19 protein-coding genes and 1 pseudogene are annotated in these 26,620 nt (G+C 41.7%); 10 read left to right on the plus strand and 10 right to left on the minus strand.

Annotation, left to right across the window (positions count from 1 at the left end):
- Positions 1 to 140: 140 nt before the first annotated feature.
- Positions 141 to 671: pseudogene (locus RMY32_RS17750) on the plus strand (DUF4351 domain-containing protein); the annotation flags it as partial.
- Positions 672 to 857: 186 nt separating this feature from the next.
- Here RMY32_RS17750 and RMY32_RS17755 read toward each other — a convergent pair.
- The gene (locus RMY32_RS17755) at positions 858 to 2,435 is read right to left on the minus strand and encodes an NAD(P)H-quinone oxidoreductase subunit 4 (protein WP_322713211.1); all 1,578 of its coding nucleotides are present in this window, start codon (positions 2,433 to 2,435) and stop codon (positions 858 to 860) included.
- Positions 2,436 to 2,805: 370 nt separating this feature from the next.
- On the opposite strand from RMY32_RS17755, the gene RMY32_RS17760 reads away from it, so the two are divergent.
- From RMY32_RS17760 to RMY32_RS17770, 3 genes are all read left to right on the plus strand, one after another.
- Positions 2,806 to 3,063 carry a hypothetical protein gene (locus RMY32_RS17760; protein WP_322713212.1) on the plus strand — a complete coding sequence of 86 codons (258 nt, stop codon included), beginning with the start codon at positions 2,806 to 2,808 and terminating at the stop codon, positions 3,061 to 3,063.
- A gap of 49 nt (positions 3,064 to 3,112) precedes the next feature.
- Positions 3,113 to 3,343 (plus strand): hypothetical protein, encoded by a 231-nt coding sequence (locus RMY32_RS17765; RefSeq protein ID WP_322713213.1) that lies wholly within the window; start codon positions 3,113 to 3,115, stop codon positions 3,341 to 3,343.
- A gap of 691 nt (positions 3,344 to 4,034) precedes the next feature.
- Complete coding sequence (locus tag RMY32_RS17770) at positions 4,035 to 6,041, plus strand: hypothetical protein (protein WP_322713215.1); 2,007 nt, start codon at positions 4,035 to 4,037, stop codon at positions 6,039 to 6,041.
- Between the two features lie 269 nt (positions 6,042 to 6,310).
- On the opposite strand, the gene RMY32_RS17775 is transcribed toward RMY32_RS17770, so the two are convergent.
- From RMY32_RS17775 to RMY32_RS17785, 3 genes are all read right to left on the minus strand, one after another.
- Positions 6,311 to 8,410 (minus strand): NAD(P)H-quinone oxidoreductase subunit 5, encoded by a 2,100-nt coding sequence (locus tag RMY32_RS17775; RefSeq protein ID WP_322713216.1) that lies wholly within the window; start codon positions 8,408 to 8,410, stop codon positions 6,311 to 6,313.
- A gap of 296 nt (positions 8,411 to 8,706) precedes the next feature.
- Positions 8,707 to 9,093 carry a thioredoxin family protein gene (locus RMY32_RS17780; protein ID WP_322713218.1) on the minus strand — a complete coding sequence of 129 codons (387 nt, stop codon included), beginning with the start codon at positions 9,091 to 9,093 and terminating at the stop codon, positions 8,707 to 8,709.
- A gap of 614 nt (positions 9,094 to 9,707) precedes the next feature.
- A complete protein-coding gene (locus RMY32_RS17785) occupies positions 9,708 to 10,424 on the minus strand; it encodes an NnrU family protein (protein WP_322713219.1) in 717 nt (238 codons plus the stop codon).
- A gap of 212 nt (positions 10,425 to 10,636) precedes the next feature.
- On the opposite strand from RMY32_RS17785, the gene RMY32_RS17790 reads away from it, so the two are divergent.
- The 4 genes from RMY32_RS17790 to RMY32_RS17805 all read left to right on the plus strand — a co-directional run bounded on the left by RMY32_RS17790 (position 10,637) and on the right by RMY32_RS17805 (position 16,213).
- Positions 10,637 to 11,650, plus strand: a complete 1,014-nt coding sequence (locus tag RMY32_RS17790; protein WP_292741010.1) for a LysR family transcriptional regulator — start codon at positions 10,637 to 10,639, stop codon at positions 11,648 to 11,650.
- Between the two features lie 211 nt (positions 11,651 to 11,861).
- On the plus strand, positions 11,862 to 13,265 hold the full coding sequence (locus RMY32_RS17795; RefSeq protein WP_322713220.1) for a protein kinase domain-containing protein: 1,404 nt from the start codon (positions 11,862 to 11,864) through the stop codon (positions 13,263 to 13,265).
- 201 nt (positions 13,266 to 13,466) lie between these two features.
- Positions 13,467 to 14,864 carry an ABC transporter substrate-binding protein gene (locus RMY32_RS17800; protein ID WP_322713221.1) on the plus strand — a complete coding sequence of 466 codons (1,398 nt, stop codon included), beginning with the start codon at positions 13,467 to 13,469 and terminating at the stop codon, positions 14,862 to 14,864.
- Positions 14,865 to 15,166: 302 nt separating this feature from the next.
- Entirely contained in the window at positions 15,167 to 16,213 is a 1,047-nt protein-coding gene (locus RMY32_RS17805; protein WP_322713222.1) for a PstS family phosphate ABC transporter substrate-binding protein, read from the plus strand.
- Positions 16,214 to 16,292: 79 nt separating this feature from the next.
- Here RMY32_RS17805 and RMY32_RS17810 read toward each other — a convergent pair whose 3' ends face one another.
- A complete protein-coding gene (locus RMY32_RS17810) occupies positions 16,293 to 17,012 on the minus strand; it encodes a Crp/Fnr family transcriptional regulator (protein WP_096536235.1) in 720 nt (239 codons plus the stop codon).
- A 311-nt stretch (positions 17,013 to 17,323) separates the two neighbouring features.
- Here RMY32_RS17810 and RMY32_RS17815 point away from each other — a divergent pair, with 311 nt between their 5' ends.
- Positions 17,324 to 18,232, plus strand: coding sequence for a DALR anticodon-binding domain-containing protein (locus tag RMY32_RS17815; RefSeq protein ID WP_322713223.1), 909 nt, complete (start codon positions 17,324 to 17,326; stop codon positions 18,230 to 18,232).
- Between the two features lie 180 nt (positions 18,233 to 18,412).
- Here the strand turns inward: RMY32_RS17815 and RMY32_RS17820 are convergent, their stop codons facing one another.
- From RMY32_RS17820 to RMY32_RS17840, 5 genes are all read right to left on the minus strand, one after another.
- Positions 18,413 to 19,264 carry a Cof-type HAD-IIB family hydrolase gene (locus tag RMY32_RS17820; protein ID WP_322713224.1) on the minus strand — a complete coding sequence of 284 codons (852 nt, stop codon included), beginning with the start codon at positions 19,262 to 19,264 and terminating at the stop codon, positions 18,413 to 18,415.
- A 273-nt stretch (positions 19,265 to 19,537) separates the two neighbouring features.
- Positions 19,538 to 20,242 carry a choice-of-anchor E domain-containing protein gene (locus RMY32_RS17825; protein ID WP_322713225.1) on the minus strand — a complete coding sequence of 235 codons (705 nt, stop codon included), beginning with the start codon at positions 20,240 to 20,242 and terminating at the stop codon, positions 19,538 to 19,540.
- Between the two features lie 587 nt (positions 20,243 to 20,829).
- On the minus strand, positions 20,830 to 22,206 hold the full coding sequence (locus RMY32_RS17830; RefSeq protein ID WP_322713226.1) for a dihydrolipoyl dehydrogenase family protein: 1,377 nt from the start codon (positions 22,204 to 22,206) through the stop codon (positions 20,830 to 20,832).
- Positions 22,207 to 22,240: 34 nt separating this feature from the next.
- Complete coding sequence (locus RMY32_RS17835; RefSeq protein WP_322703360.1) at positions 22,241 to 22,381, minus strand: hypothetical protein; 141 nt, start codon at positions 22,379 to 22,381, stop codon at positions 22,241 to 22,243.
- Positions 22,382 to 22,421: 40 nt separating this feature from the next.
- On the minus strand, positions 22,422 to 23,246 hold the full coding sequence (locus RMY32_RS17840) for an alpha/beta hydrolase (protein ID WP_322670727.1): 825 nt from the start codon (positions 23,244 to 23,246) through the stop codon (positions 22,422 to 22,424).
- A 328-nt stretch (positions 23,247 to 23,574) separates the two neighbouring features.
- Here RMY32_RS17840 and polA point away from each other — a divergent pair, with 328 nt between their 5' ends.
- Complete coding sequence (gene polA, locus RMY32_RS17845) at positions 23,575 to 26,520, plus strand: DNA polymerase I (RefSeq protein WP_322713227.1); 2,946 nt, start codon at positions 23,575 to 23,577, stop codon at positions 26,518 to 26,520.
- The last annotated feature ends 100 nt before the right edge of the window (positions 26,521 to 26,620 follow it).

Genomic DNA, 26,620 nt, shown 5'->3' on the forward strand with positions numbered 1-26,620 from the left:
CTTTAATCTAATTCAGTATCTGTATTTTTGAGTTAATTGAGGTGGCGGTTGCGCTACGTGCAATCGCCACTTCGTCCTGAACGAGCGCACGACTATTCAAGTGCAAAGTACCCACAGCTTGATAACCCGCAACTTGGGTTAGTATTAAACTTTTGGATTACGAAAATCACTTGCATGAGTTAGAAAATAGCGATAATCCATTTGCAACTGTCGTCATGGCGCATTTGAAAACACAACAGACACGCTCATCACCTGAACAACGCAAAATATGGAAATTTAGCTTAATTCGCAGACTATATGATTTGGGGTTAGGAGAGCAGGATATTCGCAACCTATATAGATTTATCGATTGGGTTATGATATTACCAAAGGCATTAGAAAATCAGTTTTGGAAAGAGTTTAAACAATTTGAGCAAGAGCGGACTATGAGATATGTAACTACAGGTGAGCGCATCGGCTACGAGCGCGGAAAACAAGAAGGTAAACAAGAAGGTGAACAACGACTCATTTTCAGGTTACTACAAAGACGAGTAGGAGAACTATCACTAGAATTGCAAGAGCGCATTCAATCTCTTTCTTTAAATCAGTTAGAAAACCTTGGCGAAGCTTTGTTAGATTTTACTGCTATGGAAGATTTGCTTGACTGGTTACAAATGAATCAATCAGCTTGAAATATATTTTTATGATAGTTGTAAAAAATACATCTCATTATTTACCAATACAAAATTTTTTTAACTAAGTTCGATGGGTTCTTTTTTACTTCACTGAATCGAAAATTTTGAGTGAATAACAAAAAGGGCAGGTACAAAACCCGCCCTCAAAGTAATCAATATTTAAACTAAACTAGTGATCGCAACTTAATTACCAATTTGAGGCGCACTCAAAGAAACCTTTAGTGCGTCGTCTTTTTGCTGTGCTAATGTCGGCACGGAATCACGCAACCTTGCCGTCAGTTGTACAGTTGTAGCGTCATACATCTGAGTCAGCAATTTTGGATAGAAACCAATACCAATAATTGGAATTAACAAACAGGCAATGATAAATACTTCACGGGGTTCGGCATCTATCAAAGCTTGGTGAGAAACTAATTCCTCGTTCTCTTTACCGTAGAAAATTTCTCGCAACATCGACAGCAGATAAATCGGAGTTAAAATCACTCCCACTGCCATCAAGAACACCACGATAACTTTGAAGGTAGAGCTATAAGCATCGCTAGTAGCAAAGCCCACAAATACCATTAATTCTGCCACGAAACCGCTCATCCCTGGCAGTGCCAAAGAAGCCATTGAACAGGTGGTGAACATGGCGAAAATCTTCGGCATTCTCTTCGCAACACCGCCCATTTCATCCAACATCAGGGTGTGAGTGCGATCGTAAGTTGCGCCAACCAGGAAGAACAAACTCGCCCCAATTAACCCGTGAGAAACCATTTGCAATACTGCCCCACTCAATCCCAAATCGGTGAAGGAGGCAATACCAATCATCACAAAGCCCATGTGAGAAATTGAGGAATAGGCAATTTTTCGCTTCAGGTTGCGCTGGGCAAAGGATGTTAAGGCTGCGTAGATGATATTAACTACCCCCAAAACCACGAACACTGGTGCAAAATAAGCGTGGGCATCGGGGAGCATTTGGGCATTCATCCGAACTAAGGCGTAGCCGCCCATTTTCAAAAGAATACCTGCTAATAACATGTGTACGGGCGCTGTTGCTTCACCGTGGGCATCAGGTAGCCAAGTGTGCAAGGGAATAATCGGCAACTTGACGGCGTAGGCAATCAGGAAGCCAGCATAGACGGCTAGTTGGAAATTGAGGGCGAAGTCTTTTAAGGCGAGCGATTGCATATCAAACGTCACCGTATCGCCGTAAAATCCCATTGTCAGGGCAGACAGCAAAATAAACAGCGAACCGCCGGCGGTGTATAAAATAAATTTTGTCGCTGCATACTGCCGTCTTTTGCCTCCCCAAATCGACAGCAGAAAGTATATCGGTACTAGTTCCAGTTCCCACACCAGGAAAAATAACAGCATATCCTGGACGGCGAACACGGCAATCTGACCGCCATACATCGCCAACATCAAGAAGTAAAATAGCTTCGGCTTGAAGGTGACAGGCCAAGCTGCTAAAATCGCCAGCGTGGTAATGAATCCAGTCAAAATAATTAGGGGCATAGATAAGCCATCTGCCCCTACTGACCAATTCAAATCTAGTTGGGGTACCCAGGCGTAACTCTCGACCAACTGCAAATCTGGATTGGAGAAATCATACCCAGTATAAAAAGCATAAACAATTAGTGCAAAATCTATCAGCCCTACGATGAGGGAGTACCAGCGCACTGTTTTGCCTTCTTTATCCGGGATGATGGGAATCAGTAGTGAAGCGGCTATCGGCAACAGAATAATCGTCGTCAGCCACGGAAAATTAGCTGTATTCATCACAATTCGTCTGCTATCAAAATCATGTTTGGCAAAAAGTCACTAGTTATTAAGTAACAGCTTTTTCAGGATTTCGTCTTCCTCGTTAGGTTGATTTAATTAAATTAGCAATCCCCGATTTTTACTCTTGGGAGTCTTTTTTGACATTTGCGGGTGCGGGATGTGCGTTGTGATACTCCCAGTCAAGTCACAAATTTACCCTAAAAAAGTTGGTTAAATTATAGTTTAAGAGTGCGATGTCTAGGACAAGCCGTTTTGCGTCTACGCATAGCCTAACCCATCGCTAAAAATACACGATGCTGTATGCGTGGTTCTTGAAAAAAGCGATTTGGTGCAAAAATGCATCAAAGAGGAAATAACCATAATGATAATGGCACAAATTAAAAGTCAAATTTGTTATGTCACTAACGTAGATGGAGAAACAACAGATGTACTCGTCCCTATAGAACTTTGGCAACAGCTTATAAGTTCCATAAATTCTGATAACGCCAGTGGTTTAGCTTGGATTGATGAACAAGAGCCAAAAGCACAAATATTAGCCGATCTGCAAGAGTCAGTGCGACGAGCAACAGTAGGACAAACTTTGCCCGCTTCAAAGCTTTGGGACTACAGTAAGCGATTTGATTGAGTTTTTTTTAGTAAAATAGACAGGGAAAGTTGATAAAGGAAATTCGATTATGTCATCTCCAGCGATCGCTACTGTAATTAAGATGATGGAATCTTTATCTGAAGATGTGCAAGAAAGAGTTGCAGAACATCTCCGAGAGTACCTAGAAGATTTGCAAGATGAATTGAAATGGAATAAATCATTTAAGAAAACTCAACAACAACTGATTGCATCTGCCCAATCCGCTAAAAGAGAGATTGCAGAAGGACTTACAAAACCAATGAACTATGAAAATTTGTGAAGTCTGCAACTCTTCCTTCGTTTTGGGATAAATATCAGTCTCTTGAAAAGCAAGTTAGACAGAGTGCGAGAAAAGCTTATCAGTTATGGAGAGAAAATCTTTTTCATCCGTCTTTGCATTTCAAATGTATAAATAACGAGGAGAATATTTGGTCTGTCAGAATAACTCGCAATTATCGAGCAATTGGGGTTTTAGAGGGTGACACAGTTACATGGTTCTGGATAGGTAGCCATGACGATTATGAGAGCTTTTTTTCATAACACGATCTCTATTTTATTTACTACTTATAATAAAATTCCATATTTTAAATATTAGTATTTTTTTGATCCCGAAAATGCTTAAATTTCAATTCAATAAATAATGTAATAGAATTGAACGCGACCGTTTTTTAGGTAATTTAGACCTTCACCTCTGACAAAGGTTCAAAAACCTGTGAGGTTAACGGTATTATTGATAACCCAGAAGTCAACTTTCATAACTTTTCTTCGCTTTTTAATAGAGAAAGCGCGATCGCAAAGCTTACCTTAAGTGATCGCGTAGGTCTAGCCTGTCGCAGGTATTGCACAAAACCTAAAATTCAATAGTGGAGTTATGATCGCTATTATCATTACAATAGACGATTTTACTGAGGTGATTCTAAAATAAATTAGTATAATATAATATATTATTTTTTTGATATTAACTGAAAAAAATGGATTTTACTTTATCAAATGCGCCTGAATATCTGAACAACAATCTTGAGAGATTACAACAAATATGGTTGGAAAGATGCGATATTATTGAAAATAATCAAAAAGGATTTTATAGTCGTCATTTATTATTAATTTTACAGGATTTACGTGAAGAGATACATAAAAACAAAGAGCGGTTTTCTCAAAATGCTTATGGAAAAAAGTTCTTTAAAATTCAATTTTCTACTTACTGTAGTTTTAAAAAAGAACAACTTGATGAACTAGATAAAATTAAAAAAGCCTGGACAAGAGAAATAGCTCAAGAACTATATTTCATTACTGAAGCTTTATCCGACAATAAAAGTAAATTTGAATTAGACGATATTTTAATATTAATTAAACGTGTAGAAGAAAAAATAACGTCAGAAAATAGCTTTAGGCAAGTTATTAACCTTTTATACGAAAAAGTACTTGAAAAAGACTTAAATGATAATTATATAGAATTTATTGTAGATACAATAATTTTATTATTTAATTTTAAGGGAATGTTGGAATTAAAATCGATATTAGATCATCAATTTCAAAAGTTTGAAGAGATAGCAACATCTTCTAAGCAAGACCATTTATACCCAACCCTATTTGGCTCACCATCCAGAAATGCGAAATCAATTGATGAACATAAAGAAGAGCTTAGAAAATATTATGAGGCTTCAAGTATTAAACATAGACTTAATTTTCTCATAGAAATTTATTGCCTAGAATCTCAAACTTATAAAGTTATTTTCAATATAACAGGTGTGAAGTTCACAGACAAAATTAAGATCGGCAATGTTGAACTATATCGTCCTAAAGTAGATGGAAAATACATTAAAAAAAATGATATTTTAAGCATAACTGTTGAAGAGAATTCGGATTACTGTGTTGCAGTTGATATCCGAGGTGTAGATAGTAAATTCATGAAAATTAAAGCCCAACAAATGGCTGAAAGAACGATAGCTGTTCTCTCAACACGAAATAGGAAAGACCAGGCTATTATTTTATCAACTGATTGGGTTATTTGTAATTCTCAAGGAGAAATTCGAGCTTTTAGCTTTAAAGGCAGGGATAAGCCACACACTATTAGATATAACTTCATTGACTCGCAAAATAATCACCAAAGGCTTGGTCAGTGGATATCTTCTGAAGATAGATGTCATCCAACTGTAGCAAAATGGCTTGCTTCTATCGACTGGTATAGACGAGCAACTGAAGCTTCACAAAGCTCTGACGAAATCTTAAATTCCTGGTTTGCTGTAGAAAAGTTTTCTGATGATTCTAAAACAATTTGTAAAAAACTTCCCGAACTATCAGATGCTCTTAAGAATAAAAAGAAGATTTTTCAAGAAAATATAGATTTATGGCTTAATGGTGATGGTATGAGAACAGTACAGTTACTTCTTGTTTTGAGTGAATTAAAATTTAATTTATATCAGAAAGTAAGAAAAGTTGGAGGTATTTTTGTTACACCTTTAACATTTTATAGAATGGATATATCTAAGTCTATAGACCAGGATTTACAAGACTATTTATCTGTTAATAAAGATGAAATAGATTTTTTAAAAAAATTTATAGAAAAACTTCCTGAAATAAATAAACAATTAAATTCTAAAAGCATAGTATTGCCAGATTTAGATCAAGTCAATCAAGTCAATGAAATTTTTTATAATAATGATTACTGTGAAAAATACTTGATTGAGAAAATTATTGATCTCAAAGATGATGTTTATAACATATATCGTATTCGTAATATGCTAGTTCATTCTAGTAGTACTACTAGTAAACTATTAGATTATTATGCAAAACGTAGCCGAGAGTATTGTCACTCTTTGTTAGATGCCATTGGATATAAAATATATCAGACTTATAACGATGATGAAATTATGCCTTTAGAGTTTTATTTTAGAGAAATGGTAATTGATGCAAATATTGCTTTAGAGGCGGTAAAAGAAAATAAAATGGACAACTTTAGAAATTGGGCTTTATCGTAAATAATTTTAATACCTACTTTTCCGGCACGTTATACTTTTTGAATAATATATTTAGCATCAGTGATAGATAGATTGATTGGGTGTCTACATGGTAGGCATAATACGAAATATTTTTCTACCTTACATAGCAATTTAAGAGGAAATAAATTTATATAGCTTGTATTAAAAAGTCTTGTGATCTTTTCAGACTTAACTCTCAATTACTCTCTGCGACTCTGCGTGAGATCAAAAATAATGTAGGGGTGGACGAATGTCCACCCCTATTAAAATCAGGTAACACCAAAGACAATCACTAAACCCAAAACCGCCCCAAACACAATCAAGGCATAGAATTGAGCGCGACCGTTTTCTAGGTACTTCAGACCTTCACCACTGACAAGGGTGAAAAAGCCCGTAAGGTTAACAGCACCATCAACAACGCGGAAGTCAACTTCCATAACTTGTCTAGCTACGCGACGCAAGCCGAGGACAAAAACCCGATGGTAAATGTCATCAAAGTACCACTTGTTGAGGGATAACTCGTAAAGTGGTTGGATTTTAGCAGCGATCGCAGCCGGATCAATTTTACGGCCCAAATACATCAGCGAAGCTAGGGTAATCGCAATTAAAGAAATTCCGACTGAAGCACCCGCCATGATGTAGAATTCCGTCGGATTGAACTCGGAAGCCTTTTCTATAACTTCGGAGAGAGTTTCGCTAGGAGGAAAGATAAACTCTTCAAAATAATTGGCGTAAGGAGTTCCCACCAAACCAATCAAAATCGAAGGCACAGCCAACAGTGCCAACGGCAGCGTCATTGTCCACGGCGATTCGTGGGGAGAGTCGCTGTGATGCCCGTGGGAGTCATGAGAATCATGATGTTGAGTTGCCGCCAATTCTCCTTTCTTCATCGCCCCAGGCCCAAAATTCGGGACTGGTTCTTCTGACTCTAATTCCAGGACAATTGTCGCCGCAGCTTTCTTAAGTTTTTCCTTGATTTTCTCGTCAGTACCCCGGAATTTGCCTTCAAATGTCGAGAAATACATTCTAAACATATAGAAAGCCGTAATCCCGGCAGTTAGCCAACCGATAAACCAGAGGAGTGGGTTAGCCTCAAAAGCCTTCCCTAGAATTTCATCTTTTGACCAGAAACCAGCAAAGGGCGGGATACCAGAAATTGCCAAGCAACCAATTAAGAAAGTAGTTGCTGTGACAGGCATATACTTCCGCAGTCCACCCATCAAGCGCATATCTTGCGCTAAGGCAGGGTCGTGTCCAACAACACCTTCCATACCGTGAATTACAGAACCTGAACCCAAGAACAGCATCGCCTTGAAATAGGCGTGGGTCATCAGGTGGAATAGTCCAGCACTATAGGAGCCTATTCCCATTGCCATCACCATGTAACCAAGTTGGGAAATGGTGGAGTAAGCCAAGCCCTTTTTGATGTCGTTTTGGGTAATGGCAATAGTTGCCCCCAAAAACGCCGTAAACGCTCCAGTAAAGGCAATTACATTCATTGCGGCTGGAACGTCTTCAAATACTGGATACATCCGGGCAATCAGGAAAACACCCGCCGCCACCATCGTTGCTGCGTGAATCAAGGCAGAAATGGGGGTGGGGCCTTCCATTGCATCTGGTAGCCAGACATGAAGGGGAAATTGGGCTGATTTTGCAACTGGGCCTAAGAAAACTAAAATCGCAAACAGGACAGCGAGAAAATTGCTGATAGAACCTGATTCGACGAGTTGGGCGAGGCGATCGCCCATGATATTAAAATCAAAGCTTCCTGTTGCCCAGAACAGCCCCAAAATGCCGAGTAACAAACCAAAGTCACCCACGCGGTTGGTCACAAACGCTTTTTGAGCGGCATCGGCTGCTGACTTGCGATCAAACCAAAAGCCGACCAGCAAGTAGGAACACATCCCGACCAGTTCCCAGAATATGTAAACTTGTACTAGGTTGGGGCTGACCACCAGACCTAACATTGAAGAGCCAAACAAACTGAGATAGGCGTAAAACCTCACGTAACTGGGATCGTGAGCCATGTAGCCATCGGTGTAAACCATAACTAAACAGGCTACCGTTGTGACAATCACCAGCATTAGGGCTGTCAGGTGGTCAATAGTGTAGCCCATGCTCAGGTGAAAATTACCTGCTGCTGCCCACTCCAAGGTGCGGGTATAAGACGGATGTCCTTGGATTTGACTCCAGAGCAAGGCAAACGACAGCACCATAGCTGCTGCCATCATGGAGATAATCACCACAGCATTAAGCTGGCGGAGGCGGTTTGTCACCTGATTCAACGAGATTAACCCTAGACCGACCAGCATTGCCCCAAAAAGAGGGAACACCGGAATCAGCCAGGCATACTGATAGATTACTTCCATCACTGACGCCTACTTTTAGAATTCTTGATTAGCGTGTCGAAACTGTTAATAATTGTGACTACACCCTTTAGGATAAAATAACCCACCCAAGACTGATTGGGTGGGGTATTAAGCATGGTTTTAGATTTGGTCATTGGTCATTAGTCATTGGTCATTGGTGAGCCAGTGCGGTCTTGGGGGTTTCCCCCATGAGCAACTGGCGTTAGCGCAGCGTTAGCGACGCAGGAGCGTCACCCGAAGGGTCATTAGTCTAATATTCAATGCCCAATGCCCCCATACCCCACACCCAATATCCATCAGGCCGATCGGCATTCTAAGTCTACTGTTTTTGAACTTTTGTAGATTTTGGGGTAATTGCTGTAGCTGGCTTTAATCTCTTCTAAAGCTAGACGTAAATCTTCCCTGCCGCGAAAGCATTCCAAGCGATGGCGAATATTGCCATTTTCAATCAATAGTAAAGTGGGTAGTGATTTTAGCCTATAGGTAGTAGACAATTTAAAATTTTGATCGGCGTTAACCCCGACTAATTTAATTTCATCGCCGCACTGGGACTGAAATTGCAACAATAGCGGGTGGATAACTCGACACAAGCCACACCAAGGTGCTTCAAAGTTAACTAAAACAGGAATAGGAGATTCTAAAACTTCTTGAGTAAATGTCTGCTCACTAACCGACAACACCATGACGCCTCTTGGATTATAAGGTTTTTATATCAAACTAGCTATCAATACTGAATTAAGTAGTGCTGAGTTCCGAGTTCTGGTTGCTGAGTAGAAGTCCATAACAAAAAGTTAGGGGATTGCAATGAGAAACTCGTTTCTTTTTCTTTTAGAGTAAAGCAGGGATTGGGACTACTTTCCAAGCAATGAATACTAAGTTGCTTGCTTTTACTCAGGACTCAGGACTCAGCACTGCTTCAGTGGAGGATTGGCAAGTCACTACCTGCCGATAGATGCTTTCAGGACAGAAATTTCAGGACACAGAATTATTGGCAAAAATTGAGCGCGTTAATGTGTCTCTGACAAAAAAGCGACCCTAGAAGTCGCGTTGGCTTTTTTGGATGTTAAACTCCTGATTGCCGTGACTGCCTGGGGATTTGATTGAATCTGCCACTTTCTTTCAAAGAAAGGCAACTGACCAACGACTACCAATAATAAAATATCAAGCTGACTGAACGCACCCCCCACTGTTAGATGTTTGAATTTATCCTACATTGATTTGGAGCAATTGATAAGCTCGATCGGCTGAAATTTCCATCTATTTCGGATTTTCTGCTGACACTGGGGATCGTCTAAAGTTACCATCCTATCCTACTAGTTGCTTCCAATAACAGAGGGTGTGACCACCAAAGTAAAGCTATAAAAATGGCAACTCCCAAATAGGCAGGGCGGAGAAATTCCTGCCATTTGAGAGATTGACGACCGTCAATAATTGCTTTAAAGGGAATAATTGAAGTTCGCTGTTTGGCAATTTCAAAGGCTTCTCCATAGCGATCGCTCAGGCGGCGATCTCCGTGCCAAACCCCAAACAAGTGATGCAATATCAATCCAATGGAAGTCACAAGGGTAAAGGTAGTACCCAGCCAGAGAGTGTGGGCAACACACCAAATTATTTGTCCTACCATCTGGGGATGACGGGTAATCCGAATAATTCCTGTTTCGTAGAGATGAACTTGGGGCTTTTGAATAGCAGCAATTTCTAGTAGATTGAAGGTAGCAGGATATAAAAACAAAAACGAGATTGCTGATAGCAGCCAAACAAATTCTCGCACTCCTGGCACCCCTTGTACCTGCCAAATTTGCAAACCATCATAACGGTGCCCAAAAAAGTAAATAATTAATATCACAGCCAACGGTAGGCTGACTGATGCAAAGAGAATGCGATAAAACCTTGGGCCAATATATTTTTCTGCCCAAGGGCGTAAAGCAGCGCCTCCACTGTGAGCGATCGCAAAAACTATTTGTAACCCCAGTATGACAAAATGACTGGGTGTCAACCAAGAAATCAGCAGCATATACACAGGTGAAGTAATTTAAAGAAAACTGAATTCAGTACAACCAATACCACAAAGTATTCAAAAGGGGACTTTAGTCAAGATGTTGTGCTACTGTCTTTTTCGAGTCAAGCCTTCAAGTTTAATATGCAACAAATCATATCTGGCTGATTGCTGCCAAACCGGATTTATTACGTGCATTTGCTCCTTTAAAAGTTTGTGGGTTGAGCCTTATGTCTGACCTTCCTTTCACTTTAGATCAGTTACGTATCCTGAAAGCGATCGCTCAAGAAGGAAGCTTCAAGCGTGCCGCTGATAGTCTTTACGTCTCCCAGCCTGCCGTTAGTTTGCAAGTCCAAAATCTCGAACGGCAACTCGATGTCCCTTTATTCGATCGTGGAGGACGACGTGCCCAATTAACTGAAGCTGGGCATCTACTTTTAAATTACGGTGAAAAAATCCTCAGTCTCTGTCAGGAAACTTGCCGGGCCATTGAAGATTTACAAAATCTTCAAGGTGGTACTTTGATTGTCGGTGCTTCTCAAACCACTGGCACTTATCTTTTGCCCAGAATGATCGGTATGTTTCGACAAAAATATCCAGATGTGGCAGTGCAATTACACGTTCACTCAACTAGGCGAACTGCTTGGAGTGTCGCTAACGGACAAGTCGATCTGGCAATTATCGGTGGTGAAATTCCTGGTGAACTGTCAGAATCTTTAGAAGTTATTCCTTACGCTGAGGACGAGCTAGCGCTAATTTTACCTGTGTTTCATCCTTTTACCAAACTTGAAAAAATCCAGAAAGAAGACCTATATAAATTACAATTTATTGCTTTAGATTCCCAATCGACTATCCGCAAAGTAATTGACCAAGTGCTAGCACGCTGTGAAATCGATACCAGACGTTTTAAAGTTGAAATGGAATTAAATTCCATTGAAGCGATTAAAAATGCTGTGCAATCTGGTCTAGGGGCTGCCTTTGTTTCAACTAGTGCGATCGCTAAAGAGTTACAAATGGGCGTTTTGCACCGTACTCCCATTGAAGGTGTTGTAGTCAAACGGACGCTGTGGCTGATTTGTAATCCCAATCGCTATAGATCCAAGGCCGCAGAAGCCTTTAGTCAAGAAATTTTGCCCCAGTTTGCTAACCCAGGATGGAATCAAGATGTGTTAAAATTAACACAAAAAAGTCTAGTGTTAACTACATTGGAGGTAGCAACACCCACCTCATCAGGTGAAGACTAAAATCTAGTAATTAGTCCTTTGTCATTTGTCCTTTGTCTTTTGTTCTTTGTAAATACGAATGACCTTTCGGGTGACGCTCGTGCCTCGCTAGCGCTGCGAAGACAACCAGTAGCTCATGGGAAAACTCTCTATGTACCCGTCGCTAGCTCACCAATGACCAATGACCAATGACCAATGACTAATGACTAATGACTAATGACTAATCACGAAAATGGAAGTTTACTGCACTCGTTTGCGTTGTCCACGCCCACAAAACTATTTTGCCGACTTAGATGATGTTACGACACTGAAAACAACCCAGCAAAAGTATTGCACTACCTGTGGTATGCCATTGATGCTAGATGGTCGATACGTGCCAACTAAACTGCTGGGAAGAGGCGGGTTTGGAGCCGCATTTTTGGCACGCGATCGCCGAATACCAGGAATGCGTCAATGCGTGGTTAAGCAGTTTCAACCATCGGGGAATTTAACTTTAACTCAACTGCAACAAGCGCAGTTAATGTTTGAAAGAGAAGCAGAAGTTTTAGCACAACTTGGTAACGATCACGAGCAAATACCTGATTTATTTGCCTTCTTTCCAGTGATAGTTAATAGTTTGCAACCAGGACAGCAAGACCAATTTTTTTACTTAGTACAAGAATACATTGATGGGCAAAACTTAGAGGAAGAATTAGTTCAACAAGGCAAATTTTCTGAACAGCAAGTGTTGGAGGTGCTGCAAGAAATTCTGAAGGTACTAAAGTTTGTCCATCATAGAGGCATTATCCACAGAGATATTAAACCTTCTAACATCATGCGCCGTCGTGATGGTAGACTTTTTTTACTAGATTTTGGTGCAGTTAAGCAAGTAACAAATGTTGCACTGGGTTCTGCCGCTTCTTCCACAGGAATTTATTCGATGGGATTTGCACCACCTGAGCAGATGGCTGGGGGTCAAGTATTCCCATCTACAGATTTATACGCCTTAGCTGTAACTCTTATTACCTTGTTGACAAATCAGGAAGCAGTTAAACTATTTGATGCCTATAGCAACCAGTGGAAATGGCGATCTCAAGTAAATATCAACCCTCACCTTGCTGACATTTTAGACAAAATGCTGCTACCTGCTGCCAATCAGCGCTTCCAGTCAGCCCAGGAGGTTATAGATGCACTTAACTCACAGGCGGCTCAAACCCCTACACAAATTAATTCGCCCTCTGTAACACTTCCGCCACAACCACCCCAAGGTTCTAGCCCTGTTGTTCCCCGTCGTCCATCAACTCAACCAACATTTTCTACATTGGAATTATTGGGCGGGGCGGCATTTAGTGGATTTGAGGGTGCATTGATCGCGATCGCTCTCTTCAGTCTAGTAAAATCACCAATAGTTACTTTAACTACTTCTGCCCTAATTTTAGGTATACTAATTTTTGCCCAAACCAGGCGGTGGATTGAAAAGTTCGATTTATTAATTATTCCCACAATTACTTTTGCAATTATTTTTTTTGTCCCCTTTTTACGGGGAGGTCTTGACCTTCCGTCAGTGGTGATTTTAGCAGTGGGAGCAGGCTTAGTAGCTATTTCATTGACAGCCATATTTCGACTTATTTATAAATTATTATCTTTTTTACTTTAAAAAACTTCTGGTGCTAACAGCTACATAAATGTCTCAGAAAAACGAAATATTTAGTCTTTTTTTAGGCGTTGTCATCACTAAACAGAATTTTGTTGCAAATGTTTAGTTGTGTTGGCACTACCACAGAAGCAGTACGAAAAGTATCACCTGATACTGGCGCCATTTAAAGAATAAACATTTTTACTTTATTTAAACTTGTTCATGTCACAAAAAAATGAAATCACAATTTTAGCTTTGGCCCTGCTGCTGACAGCTGGCATTGTTGGCGGTGGGTTTTGGTGGTTTAGTAACAATGGAGCCAAAATTGGTAATAACATTCTTCCAAATCAAGAACCAGGCAACAATTCATCCTTGCAAGACCGCATTAGTTTTGGGGAAAAATCTTTTACTCCGGGTGACATTTCTGCTGCGAAAAAAGAAGGAGTACAGGCGATCGCAGCTAAAAGTTATGATAAAGCGATCGCCAATTTCACAGCTGCTCTAAAACTCAACCGAAACGATCCAGAAACATTAATTTTTCTTAACAATGCCCGAACCGCTTCTTCCAAGAGCTATACCATCATGGCTTCTGTACCATTCGGCACTGACCCCAATGCTGCTTTAGAAATTTTACGCGGGATAGCCCAAGCCCAAAATCAAGTCAATAGCTCAGGAGGAGTCAAGGGAGTACCGTTGAGGGTAGGAATAGCTAATGACGACGACAATCCAGAAATATCCAAGCAAATCGCTTCTACCCTAGTTAGCAATTCTGAAGTATTGGGTGTAGTTGGGCCGAATACTAGCGATTCCACCTTAGCGGCAGGTACTATCTATACTTCTGGACAGCTTGTAGCCATATCTCCCACTAGTACATCTGTCAAAATTTCTAACTTTAGCCGCTACGTTTTTCGGACAGTTCCCAGTGATTTTATGGCTGCAAGAACTTTAGCCAACTATATGGTGAGAACCTTGCAGAAAAAAAATGCAGTGGTTTTCTTTAATTCTCAGAGTAACTATAGCCAGTCTTTAAAGTCAGAGTTTGTTTCATCCGTTTCTTTAGAGGGTGGACAGGTAGCCAGCGAATTTGACTTATCCAAGGCGGATTTTAGTGCGGCTAAAAGTGTAGAACAAGCAACTAAACAAGGTGCAGAAGTTTTGATGTTAGCTGCTAACACTGAAACTCTCGATAAAGCGCTGCAAGTAATTCAGATTAATCAGAAAAAGTTAACTTTGTTGGCGGGAGATGATGTTTACACCGCTAAAACTTTGGAAATTGGCAGAGAACAAGCTGTGGGGATGGTATTGGCAGTTCCTTGGCATATTGATAGCAATCCGAAATCAGATTTTCCCCAGAAATCGCGGCAATTATGGGGCGCTGATGTGAGTTGGCGAAGTGCCCTCAGTTATGATGCCACTGTAGCTTTAATTGCGGCATTAGAACGCAATCCCACGCGAGATGGAGTGCAACAAGCACTCTTGTCCTCTGACTTTTCTGCCACTGGCGCTTCTGGTACAATTCGGTTTTTAGCATCAGGCGATCGCAATGCCTCAGTGCAACTTGTAAAAATTGTTCCTGGTTCTCGCTCTCGCACTGGTTATGACTTTGAACCAGTGCGTTAATCAGCAATAAAAAATTAAAAATTAACCAATAGTTAACCTGGAAAAACCCTCAAGATGAGAAATTAAGCTTTATGGGGAAAAATCTTAGTATCAACTAACAACTTATCCTCACCAACATTTAAGCCTTGAGAAAAAGACGAATAATCCAGGGGAAATTTATTATACCTTGATTTCTAAAGTAGTCAGAAGTGAGGATTTATCTGCATTTTTAGTAAAACACCCGTCCTCCAAATACAATCTCAAGTAGCAAGCACTTGTCAAGTCAAGCACTTATATTGAATGGATGCGCGGGTAATTATACTATGTCCCAAAAAAATGAAACAACTATTCTTGTATTATCCATCCTCATCACCGTCGGGCTAATAGCTGGCGGTTTTTGGTGGTTTACGAGAAAGTCTGGTGTCAATCTAAATACAATTAATTCTGGTAGCACCAAAACGCCCCAAACCGGATCGGAACAACCTAGTGGCAATACTTTCACTTCAGTAAAGGATGTTCCTACAGGATTATTCAATTACGGAGGCAGTACATCTTGGGCACCGATTCGACTAGTAGTCGACCCGGCAATTCAAGCCGCGCGGCCAGAGTTACGGCTGCGCTATGTAGAACCCAGCAATGCATCGCCTGGTTCTGGTACTGGCATTCAGTCCTTGATAGACGGTCAACTAGCCTTTGCCCAATCTTCCCGACCAGTTCTAGATCCGGAATTAAGCCGTGCCCAGCAGCGTGGGTTCAGTTTGAAACAAATTCCTGTGGCAATTGATGGTTTAGCGGTTGCAGTTAACCCCAACCTGAATATCCCAGGATTAACGGTAGAACAATTAAAGTCAATTTACACAGGCAAAATCAATAATTGGAGCCAGGTGGGCGGCCCCAATATCCCAATTAAGCCCTATTCTCGCCGTATTGTTGATGGCGGTACTGTCGAACTTTTTGTCCAAGATATCTTGGGTGGTCAAGCTTTCAGCTCCAATGTAGAATTTATCTCCACAACCACCCAAGCCTTGCAAAAATTGGCTGATAGTCCTGGTAGCATCTACTACGCTTCTGCCCCAGAGGTGATTCCTCAATGCTCAATCAAAGCCTTGCCGTTGGGGCGCACGCAAGGGCAATACATTGCTCCATACCAAGAACCTTCTGTCCTCCCGTCTGAATGTCCTGGTAAACGGAACAAGTTGAACATTGAGGCTTTCCAATCAGGAAAATATCCGATTACCCGCAATCTGTTTGTGGTGGTCAAACAGAATGGTCAGACTGAGCAGCAAGCAGGTGTCGCTTACGCCAACTTACTGCTGACTGAGCAGGGACAGCAACTAATTACCCAAGCGGGATTTGTCAAAATTCGCTGACAAGAGCGATCGCTTCCGGCAGGGTCTAGCTCATCGCACTCAAGACAGAGTGGCGGAAATCGCCGCTCTGAACTTTACCTTAACTAGCTCTATTAATCGACTCTGCTGGTAAGCATATTAGATTATCCCCTTGAGTCAAGATTAAACCACGTTGACGCAGCTTACCCATCAAGCGGGTGACGGTGACACGAGTGGAACCAATCGCGCTACCAATTTGGGCATGAGTGAGGGGAAAGGGCAGACAATAACCGCGAATCACATCAGGATCGGTGTCGCTCATTGCTGGCTCTCCATATTCCTCAATTAACAATGTGAGAAATCCTAAGAGTCGGTCAATTGTGCGGCGTTGTCCCAAGGCACTCAGCCACAGCAGCTTACGCTGGTGCTGATACCTAAAGGCATCCATAACTTCGCGACGGAAGTGAGGCCAATTGTCTAAATCATGCCAGTACATCCATAGCACCGCAGTTTGATCGACATGGGCGTAAGCCTGGAGTGTGAATGGTGACTGAGCAACAATTTCAAATGGCTGTCCCGCTCCCACAAAACCCAAGAACGCTTCTTCTGGAGTTCTGTTGATTCGTCGAGACGTTAGCTGACTGGCAGTCGCACTAACTTGGGCGGTTCCTACCATGCGGATCGCACCCCTTTGCACCAAATACAGCAATCCAGGCCGGGCTGGAATGCGCTCATCTTTGCTAAAGGTGCGGCAACGATAGTGTTCTTGAGCCCAGTCAAGAATGCGTTGCCAAGTCAAAAAAGGCCGTGATGCCTCAGAAAAGGAGGATGGAGATTGCATAGGTAACAAAGAGCGTTCGGCTGAAGACAAAGACGTAAATAAAAGGGTGCAAGGAGTGTCTTTGTGTTGACGAGGCAGGCTTAACGCCTAACAGCGCCAGCCAATCCAAAGAATAGAAAGCAAATTACTCTCTACTATTTGTTATACTTCCTACTGTACAATGGTGGTAGTAAAGTTTACTTACTATTCATCGATTATTCATCAAATTTTATCCTCTTCTCATTTTTCTTCATCTAAATTAAATTTATACCGCAAGGTAGATGACATAAATGTAGCAAATATATCTTACATGACTATTTAAATAATATTACGTGCATTATAAATTACCAGTTAGCAAATATACGTCAATCAAACAGCTATTATATAGTTACCTAATAAAATCGATAAGCATTGATACTTATAAAACAGAAAGCGGATGCATAAAAGACGAAAAAATTCCTCTACATAAAGGTAGAGATGACAATAGAGTTTTCTATACCTCAAGTGTGTCTTTGCGACTATCAAAATCTCAGAATCGAAAAGCGATGGAGCTTGCCAGTGCGATCGCTTCAAATTTATCAGGGATTTGTGAGGGCGTTTTTAGCATCCAAATAGTTCCCCCTGGTTGGATAAACTTTGAATTAACTCACTCAGCCTTAGCGACTTGGTTACAAAGTCTCGTAGTTGGGAGTTCTTGGGGAGCAGGGGAACAGGGGAGCAAAGGAGCAGGGGAGCAGGGGAGCAGGAGAGCAGAGGAGACAATTGATGCCCAATGCGCAGTGCCCAATTCTTTGTTTGCTGTTGAATATGCTCATGCACGCTGCTGTTCGCTAGTGCTGCTGGCTCATCGAGAGGGGTTGATTAAACTTAGAGAACCGATTCCAAATACTAGTCCAGCTTTTTGGGATGTTATTTTTCCTAACCCTCTACCTTGGCTTAATTGCGACGGAACACTACAACTCAATCACCCAGATGAGCGCCGTCTAATTGGCGAATTAATACAAGTGGTAGACAACATAGAGTGCCCTAATATTAGCAATTCGGTGAAATGGGAAAAATTAGCGCTAAATTTGAGCCAAGCTTTTGAAAAGTTTTGGTCTAATTGTCGGATTTGGGGTGAGATCAAAATTACGTCACCAGAACTGGCCCAAGCTAGACTCGGATTGCTCATGGCTACTCAATCAGTATTAAGATTTGTTCTAGAGGAAAATCTGGGGGTTTTTGCGCCTTTGGAGTTATAAATCGGTAATGTCGCTTAGGTAAAAATAAAAACTTTTTATATAGCTATTGACTCAATGCACCACCTCGGATACATTAGCTCTTGTGTGAGGAGCGAACCAGCAGGGGCACCGAGACGAAACACGGCCAGTCGTCGGTGTCCTTTCTGATTTGTATGGGTTAGATTTGAAAAAATGCTTTCACTACAGCAAAAACTTTTCAATTGCTACTGCTGCCCCATGTTCCTCTACGCTAGGAGCTACCCAATTAGCGATCGCTTGCACTCCTGCTGGTGCGTTGCCCATAGCTACACCAAGTCCGGCATACTCCAGCATTTCCACATCATTGAAGTTATCGCCAATCGCCATAACGTTAGCTAACTGTAATCCCAGCAATTCTTCGGCTAGGTAACGTACAGCAGTTCCCTTATTTACAGAGGCGTTAGTTGCTTCAAAAAAGGTAGCAACAGAGGTTGTCATATAAAGTTCAGCAGGTGTGTATTGACGGCGCAAATTTCCTAATAACTTATCGATTACGTCAGTGTCATCACATAAAGCAAGAATTTTTGTCGGTTCATTCGTTAAGGCTTGACGCAAATCACCCACAGGAATCGCAATAATACCAGAACGTTCTGCATAAATTTTGGTTTCTCTGGTTAACTCACGGACGTATAGCCGATCGTTGATGTAAAAGTGAACAGATAGAAGCGATCGCAACTCAGGCTGTTCAAAATAGTCGAGTAACTGGTGGGCGATTTCTCTAGAAACAACCCAATGGCGATGAATTTTTTGGGTGTTCGGGTCTTGAATCCAGGCTCCTTGATAGGCCATTAATGGTAGGGTAGAGCCAATATCTTGGTGGAAGCGCAAGGCTGAACGATACATTCGACCTGTAGCGATCGCTACTTGAATTCCTCGTGCTTGCGCTGCAAAGATTGCTTGCTTTACAGGTTCGCTGATAGTGTTAGAGTGTCCAGCGATCGTGCCATCTATATCCAAAACTAGTAGTTTAATGTCTTTTGCAGCAGCTTGACGATCGGTAGATGCTTTCGGCATAATTTCCTAAATTTTAAGTTTCAGTAAGAGGTTAACAGGCTCTGGCGACCAGTAGGGAGTCATATAAAAAATTGGGTTCTCTAATCAACCACTTCATATCAATAATTGTTTATGGCGATCGCCAAGATTAGGATTTTTTAAATATGATTAAAAATTCAGCCTAATAGGCACAATAAAAAACCCGATTTTTTCGAGAATCGGGTTTTTTAATTTAAATTAGAGAGTCTGCTTGATAGATAGGATAGAAGATATCTACCTATTCAAGAAAGTCTATTAATTAAACATCTTGATCCAGCTTTTTTTACGTTGTGACAACAAACAAAGCCCAGCAATTAAACCAATTCCCAGTGTGGCAGAAGACTCAGGTACTGCTTTCACCTCATCGTAGTCATAAGTTACTTTGATACCTGCTTTGGCATAAGTATCAATATAGGATCTCATGTTGCCCGAACCCGTAACTACTGAGTTGGCTAAAGCTGAGAACAAAAAGTCTATGTCGCCATTACCAGTGAAAGACTGCAAGAATTGGGTATTGGTGAAAGACTGAGTAGCAGATTGTGTGGCAGTTAAATTAGAAATAGTCTTTCCAGAGGTGCCACTATAATCAGTGATGCCGTCATATTTAGCAGCTTGATAACTCGATATATCTTGTGGATTGAGTGCAAATAGAGACTGATTATTTAGTTTTAAACTGAGTTGACTAGCAAGATTTACTGTCACCTGAGTCGCGGTTGGACTTCTGTTTTCAAAACCTGCATTTCCAAGTAAGTCGCCAGTAAAACTTATCGTTACACCCTTGAGTGTGCCCAAAGATGAGTCAAATTTTTGGACGCTCAGAGGTGCATCAATGATGTTTGTGAAATCGTAATTAGTGGAACTACTGTAGGAGAGAGAAGCTGCATTAGCTGCTCCAGATGTTGCAACAATTCCTGCCAAGGTTGTAGCAGCAGCTAGAGTGTTGAATAGTTTTGTTGTCATGGATAAAAGATGCCTTTCTGAAAAGAATGATTACGGAATTACTAACCTATTTCTAACTCTGAAACTTTGCTTGTAGTCTTGATAAATACACGTAACTTTCTGTAAAGTTATTATGTTTAAATTTATTTGAAAAATAGACTTTTTCAACGGTATATATAAAGTTTTGTTAAGGTAAAGTGATTTTGATAGTGGTAATCTGATGTCGAAATATTAAGCTAGTTTTTCTTCGTTCCTGAGATGTAAGCTAGGTCAACCTAATTAAACATAAAAGGCTCAGGAGATAGATCCCCGACTTTTGGTGATAACTTAGGGATCTAGTTACTATCTGGTTACTATGCTTTTATACTCACGTACTTAATTAGGCTGGTATACCTGCCAAGAGTTGGTTCTACTTGGCTTCCGTACTAAAGCTGCAAATATGTAGACGTTAAGCTGTATAAAAAGCACAAAAAAGCTCATTAGTACCAGCGGTAAATGAGCAATCGAAACAGAGAACAGTTTTGTAGCCGAGTTAGGAGGATGTCTTCTTGGCTTAGGCATCTACTTATTAATGCCGCCAACTGACGTTGTATATCAATAAAACCTCTTCACATATTCGGACACCCTGGCATATTATCTCCAAGCAGCAACCGTGCCAGACTGGGTAAAGCTTCACCATAGGTGGGATGGATGTGAACCGATCGCTCTAACAACTGCCAGGTTGCTCCTGCTTCTATCAGGGATAAAAAAACATGCACCAGTTCAGCAGTTTCGTATCCTACCAGGGTTGCTCCCAGAATTTTGTCTGTGTCGCTGTTGATCGCCATGCGATAAAATCCGAGGTCATGCCCCCACTCGATCGCACGCGCAATTTGGCTCATAGGTAACGTGACAGCACGCGCGTTGATGCCTTGTTTCTGAGCCTGTTCTAAGGTCATACCCACTCGCCCTACTTGGGGTTCTGTGTAGACCGCATAGCCAAGAACGCGATCGCTCCGTGTCCGGTTTTCTCCACACAAAATTGCTTTTAAGCGGCGATAGTCCTCCCACGACACATGCGTAAAGGCAGGCTGTTTGGCAGCATCCCCGATGGCATAGACTCCAGAACAGGTGGTATGGAACTGGTCATCAATTTTAATAAATCCTTGATCGTCTAGCTCAATTTTGCTGGCAGCTGCATTTAATGAACTTGTATTGGGTTTCCGTCCAATCGCAACCAGCAACGCTTCTCCTTGAAGTTGTTCGCCACTGCTCAGAGTCAGTTTAAACACATTACTCTCATGGGCGACGTGATTTACACTAACTCCAAAATGAAGCTTAATCCCATCCTGCTTGAATGCTTCTCCTAAGACCTCGCTGACATCAGACTCTTCCTGTCCGAGGACGCGATCGCCCCGGACAATTAAGTGGGTCTCACTGCCCAAACGCGCTAGTCCTTGTCCCAATTCCAAGCCAATATAGCCGCCTCCAATCACCAATAAACGGGCTGGTAGGGTGTTCAAGTCAAAAAAGTTGCGGTTGGTTAGGTAAGGAGTTCCTGCAAGTCCGGGAATGTCAGGAATCAGCGAGGACGTACCCGTGTTAATGATTACCAGAGGAGCCTGAAGGGTAACATCCCCACCTTTGACCGTCCGTTCACCCACAAAAGCAGCTTCGGCACAAATGACTTTGACACCCGCAGTCTCCAATCGCTGGCGAATCCCTTGATTAAAGCTGCTGCGGATTCCCCGAACTCGCTCCATGACAACGGGAAAATCCACCTTTACTTCCGTGTGGATGCCTAACTTCTTAGCCTGACGCGATCGCCCTGCTGCATGAGCCGCTGCTAAAAACGCTTTAGACGGAGTGCAGCCATAGTTGATGCAACTGCCACCTAAAGCATCCCGCTCAAACAAGATAACCTTACGTCCCTCATTGGCAAAATCAGCCGCCAGTGGAATGCCTCCTTGACCACTGCCAATGACAATGACATCTGCTGTTTCCATCAGCGCAAAACTCCTTGGAGATAGTTTGCTTTTATCAGATTCTCACACTCAAAGTTAAAAACTTTCTGGCTATTGAGGGAAGTGCAATGATTGTGGAAATCATCACTACAACGCTTGCACCTTCAGCTACCAGATGTTTAGCGATCGCGGCCCCGATGCCTTTAGATGCACCCATTGAGATTTTTAACAGTGATGTCTCACATCCCTTGCCCGCATCAGGATTTGATAAATTCCAGCAGGTCGGCGTTGATCTGTTCCTTGCTGGTATCGCCCAGAGCGTGCGCTCCCCCAGGATATATCTTCAAAGTCGAATTCTTGACGAGCTTTGCAGACAGGAGGGCAGAAGCACCAATCGGCACGATCTGATCGTCATCACCATGAATAATCAACGTCGGCACATCAAACTTCTTCAAATCCTCGGTGAAATCTGTTTCCGAAAACGCCTTAATGCAGTCATAGGTGTTTTTATGTCCAGCCATCATCCCCTGCATCCACCACGAATAGATTAGCCCTTGGGAGACTTTGGCACCGGGTCGATTGAAGCCAAAGAACGGCCCACTGGGTACATCTAGGAAGAATTGCGATCGGTCAGCCAACAACGCCGCCCGAAAGCCATCAAAGACCTCAATGGGTAGCCCACCCGGATTCGCCTCCGTCTTGAGCATGAGTGGCGGCACCGCGCCCATCAGCACTGCCTTGGAAACGCGCTTGGTGCCGTGCCGTCCAATGAAGCGCGCCACTTCACCGCCGCCGGTAGAGTGTCCGATCGTCACCGCATCCTTAATATCCAGCGCCTCGAAAAGCTCCGCTAGATCGTCAGCATAGGTATCCATGTCATTACCATGCCACGGTTGGCTCGACCGACCATGACCGCGACGATCGTGCGCGATGCAGCGGTAGCCGTGTGAGGCGAGAAAAAACATCTGCGATTCCCAAGCATCCGCGCTCAGTGGCCAGCCGTGGCTGAAGACAATAGGCTGTCCTGTGCCCCAGTCCTTGTAGTAAATTTGCGTACCATCCTTAGTCGTGATTGTACTCATGTGGCTCCTATGTAAATTGTGAGCGTTTCCCAATCTGTATCTGGTTCGGATTGTAAAGATAATGGCATTTGCGATCGCCAACTTATCGATAAATTGCTACTCGATCGATTGATACATAACTGATTTCAGCACTCTTATTTTGATAACCTGATTGCTTGCGAAGATGGCTTATCTACCTATAAATCAGTTGTCTGACTCAAGTTCTTTAATTTAAGATACCAGTTAACTGCGGGCTTACCCGCTTCTTGACATCAAGGAATAACAATAAAGATAGCCAAAGCTTTGAAATTGCTAACTATGTGACAAAGCTTCTGGCTAAAATAGGGCTATGTCTGAAACTTTTACTTCTGCAACCGCAACACGCCCCACGTTCATCCTTGTAGATGGACACTCCTTGGCTTATCGTTCATACTTTGCTTTCGCCAAAGGGCGAGATGGAGGATTGCGTACCAAAACGGGGATTCCCACCAGTATATGTTTTGGTTTTGTGAAGTGCCTGTTGGAAGTAATGGCAACACAACAGCCTCAAGCAATGGCGATCGCTTTTGATTTGGCTGAGGCAACTTTTCGCCACGAAGCGGACGATACTTATAAAGCCGATCGCCCAGAAACACCAGAAGATTTCGTTCCCGACTTAGAAAACCTGCATGAGTTGCTGAATGGCTTCAATCTACCCTTTTTCACTGCCCCCGGTTTTGAGGCTGATGATGTTTTGGGAACTTTAGCTCAGCGAGTAACTGCGGCTGGGTATAGAGTGAAGATTCTGACTGGCGATCGCGATTTATTTCAACTAATCGACTCTGACAAAGAAATCACTGTTCTAAATTTTAGTCCAGATGCCCTAAAGCGCTCTACAAACAGCATCACGGAATTTAAAGCAGAGCAAGTCAAAGAGAAGATGGGCGTTTTACCTTCACAAATTGTTGATTTTAAAGCTCTTTGTGGTGATAAATCAGATAATATTCCTGGTGTCAAGGGAATTGGCGAAAAAACAGCAGTGCAGCTGCTGAATACCTATGGTTCACTTGAGAATGTTTATGCTGCGTTAGATGAAATTAAAGGCGCAACTCAGAAAAAACTGGCAGAGGGGAAAAAAGATGCCGAAAAGTCCCGCTATTTGGCAACTATAGTTTTAGATGTTCCTATAGAATTTGATTTAGAAGATTGCAAATTAAAAGGCTTTGATACAAGCGTTTTATCACCAATTTTAGAAAAGCTAGAGTTTAAGTCTTTTTTAGGCAAAATCAACGACCTTCAGCAACGTTTTGGTGGACAAGTTGAAGAAAAGCAAGAAATCAAAACAGAGGCAATTAATTCCAATTTTACTAACTCAGAATTAAGCGCTGATGAAGATAATGATTTGTGGTTTTTCAGTGCTAGTGATACAGCCGCATTTCCCCAACAATCTACTTCCCCAATTACACCACGCATCATTAACACCAAAGCCAAATTAACTGAGTTAGTGAAAATTTTGCAAAAATTCACTAATCCAGAAACACCCGTTGCTTGGGATACTGAAACTACCGATTTAGAACCAAGAGATGCTGCATTAGTAGGAATTGGTTGCTGTTGGGGAACGCAACCAGATGAAGTAGCCTATATTCCTTTAGGGCACAAAACTGGGGAAAATTTAAATAAAGATTTGGTGTTAGAAACACTACGCCCAATTCTCGAAAGTGCCGATTATCCCAAAGCTTTACAAAATGCTAAATTTGACCGCTTAGTTCTTAGAACTCAAGGAATTAATTTGGCGGGAGTAGTGTTTGATCCCATGCTAGCGAGTTATATTCTAAATCCAGATTCTAGCCATAATTTGATGGATTTAGCGCAGCGATATTTGGGATTGATGGCTAAAAGTTACTTAGATTTAGTTCCCAAAGGCAAAACCATCGCTGATATAGATATTCCCGCCGTCGCAGATTACTGTGGGATGGATGCTTATTCTACCTTTGGTTTAGTGTCGAAACTGCGTGAGGATCTGGATAAAACTCCAGCTTTATCTAAGCTATTAGTGGAAGTTGAACAACCGCTAGAAGCTGTTTTAGCCGAAATGGAATATACAGGCGTTCGGATTAATTCAGCTTATTTACAAGAACTTTCGCAGCATTTAGAAACTGAGTTAGCCAGATTAAAAGAGGAAGCAACTGAAATAGCTGGAGAAAATTTTAACTTGGGTTCTCCTAAGCAATTGAGCCAAATTATATTTGAAAAATTGGGGTTAAGCACCAGACATTCTCGTAAAATTCAAACGGGCTACTCTACAGATGCAGCAACACTAGAAAGACTTCAAGAAGATGATAACACTGGATTTGTTAAAGCGATCGTTGAGTATCGCACTCTATCTAAATTAAAGTCTACTTATGTTGATGCATTACCTGCATTAGTGCGTCCAGATACCCAACGAGTACATACTGATTTTAATCAAGCAGCAACATCAACTGGTAGATTATCTTCTTCTAATCCGAATTTACAAAATATCCCCATTCGTACAGCTTTTAGTCGCCAAATTCGGAAGGCATTTTTGCCTGAATCTGGCTGGTTAATGGTGGCTGCTGATTACTCACAAATTGAATTGCGGATATTGGCTCATTTAAGTCAAGAGCCAATATTAGTGCAAGCATATCAGCAAAATGAAGATGTTCACACTGTGACGGCGCGGTTAGTGTTTGAAAAAGAAAATATAACCTCAGAAGAACGGGGGATGGCAAAAACTATAAATTTTGGCGTGATTTATGGAATGGGTTCTCTCAGGTTTTCGCGCTCAACTGGAATAGATAAGACCGTTGCCAACGAGTTCATTAAGCGGTTTAATGAACGATATCCCAAAATTTTTGCATATTTGGAGCGAGTGAAAAAAGAAGCGATCGCTCTTGGTTATGTAGAAACTATTTTCGGTCGTCGTCGCTATTTTGACTTTACTAATAACAGTTTACGCAAATTAAAAGGCAGCAACCCAGAAGATATCGATCTGAGTAAATTGAAGAATTTGGGTGCTTTTGATGCAGGTTTATTACGCTCCGCGGCTAATGCACCAATTCAAGGTTCTAACGCTGATATCATCAAAATTGCAATGGTGAGATTGCATGAGGTTTTGAAGAACTATCAGGCGCGTTTGTTGTTGCAAGTTCACGATGAATTAGTCTTTGAAATTCCCCCTAATGAGTGGGAAGAATTACAACTACAAATTAAATCAGTGATGGAAAATGCAGTGCAGTTGAGTGTTCCTTTGCTTGTGGAGGCGCGTGTTGGTGAAAATTGGATGGAGACGAAGTAAGTTCAACTGGGGATTGGAGAAATTACATTGGGATAGGCGTATATCTGTGTTAGCAGTATATTACAGCCTGACTGGATATCAATGTTATACCATTCTTACC

Source organism: Nostoc sp. ChiSLP03a (assembly GCF_034531215.2).
GTDB lineage: Bacteria > Cyanobacteriota > Cyanobacteriia > Cyanobacteriales > Nostocaceae > Nostoc.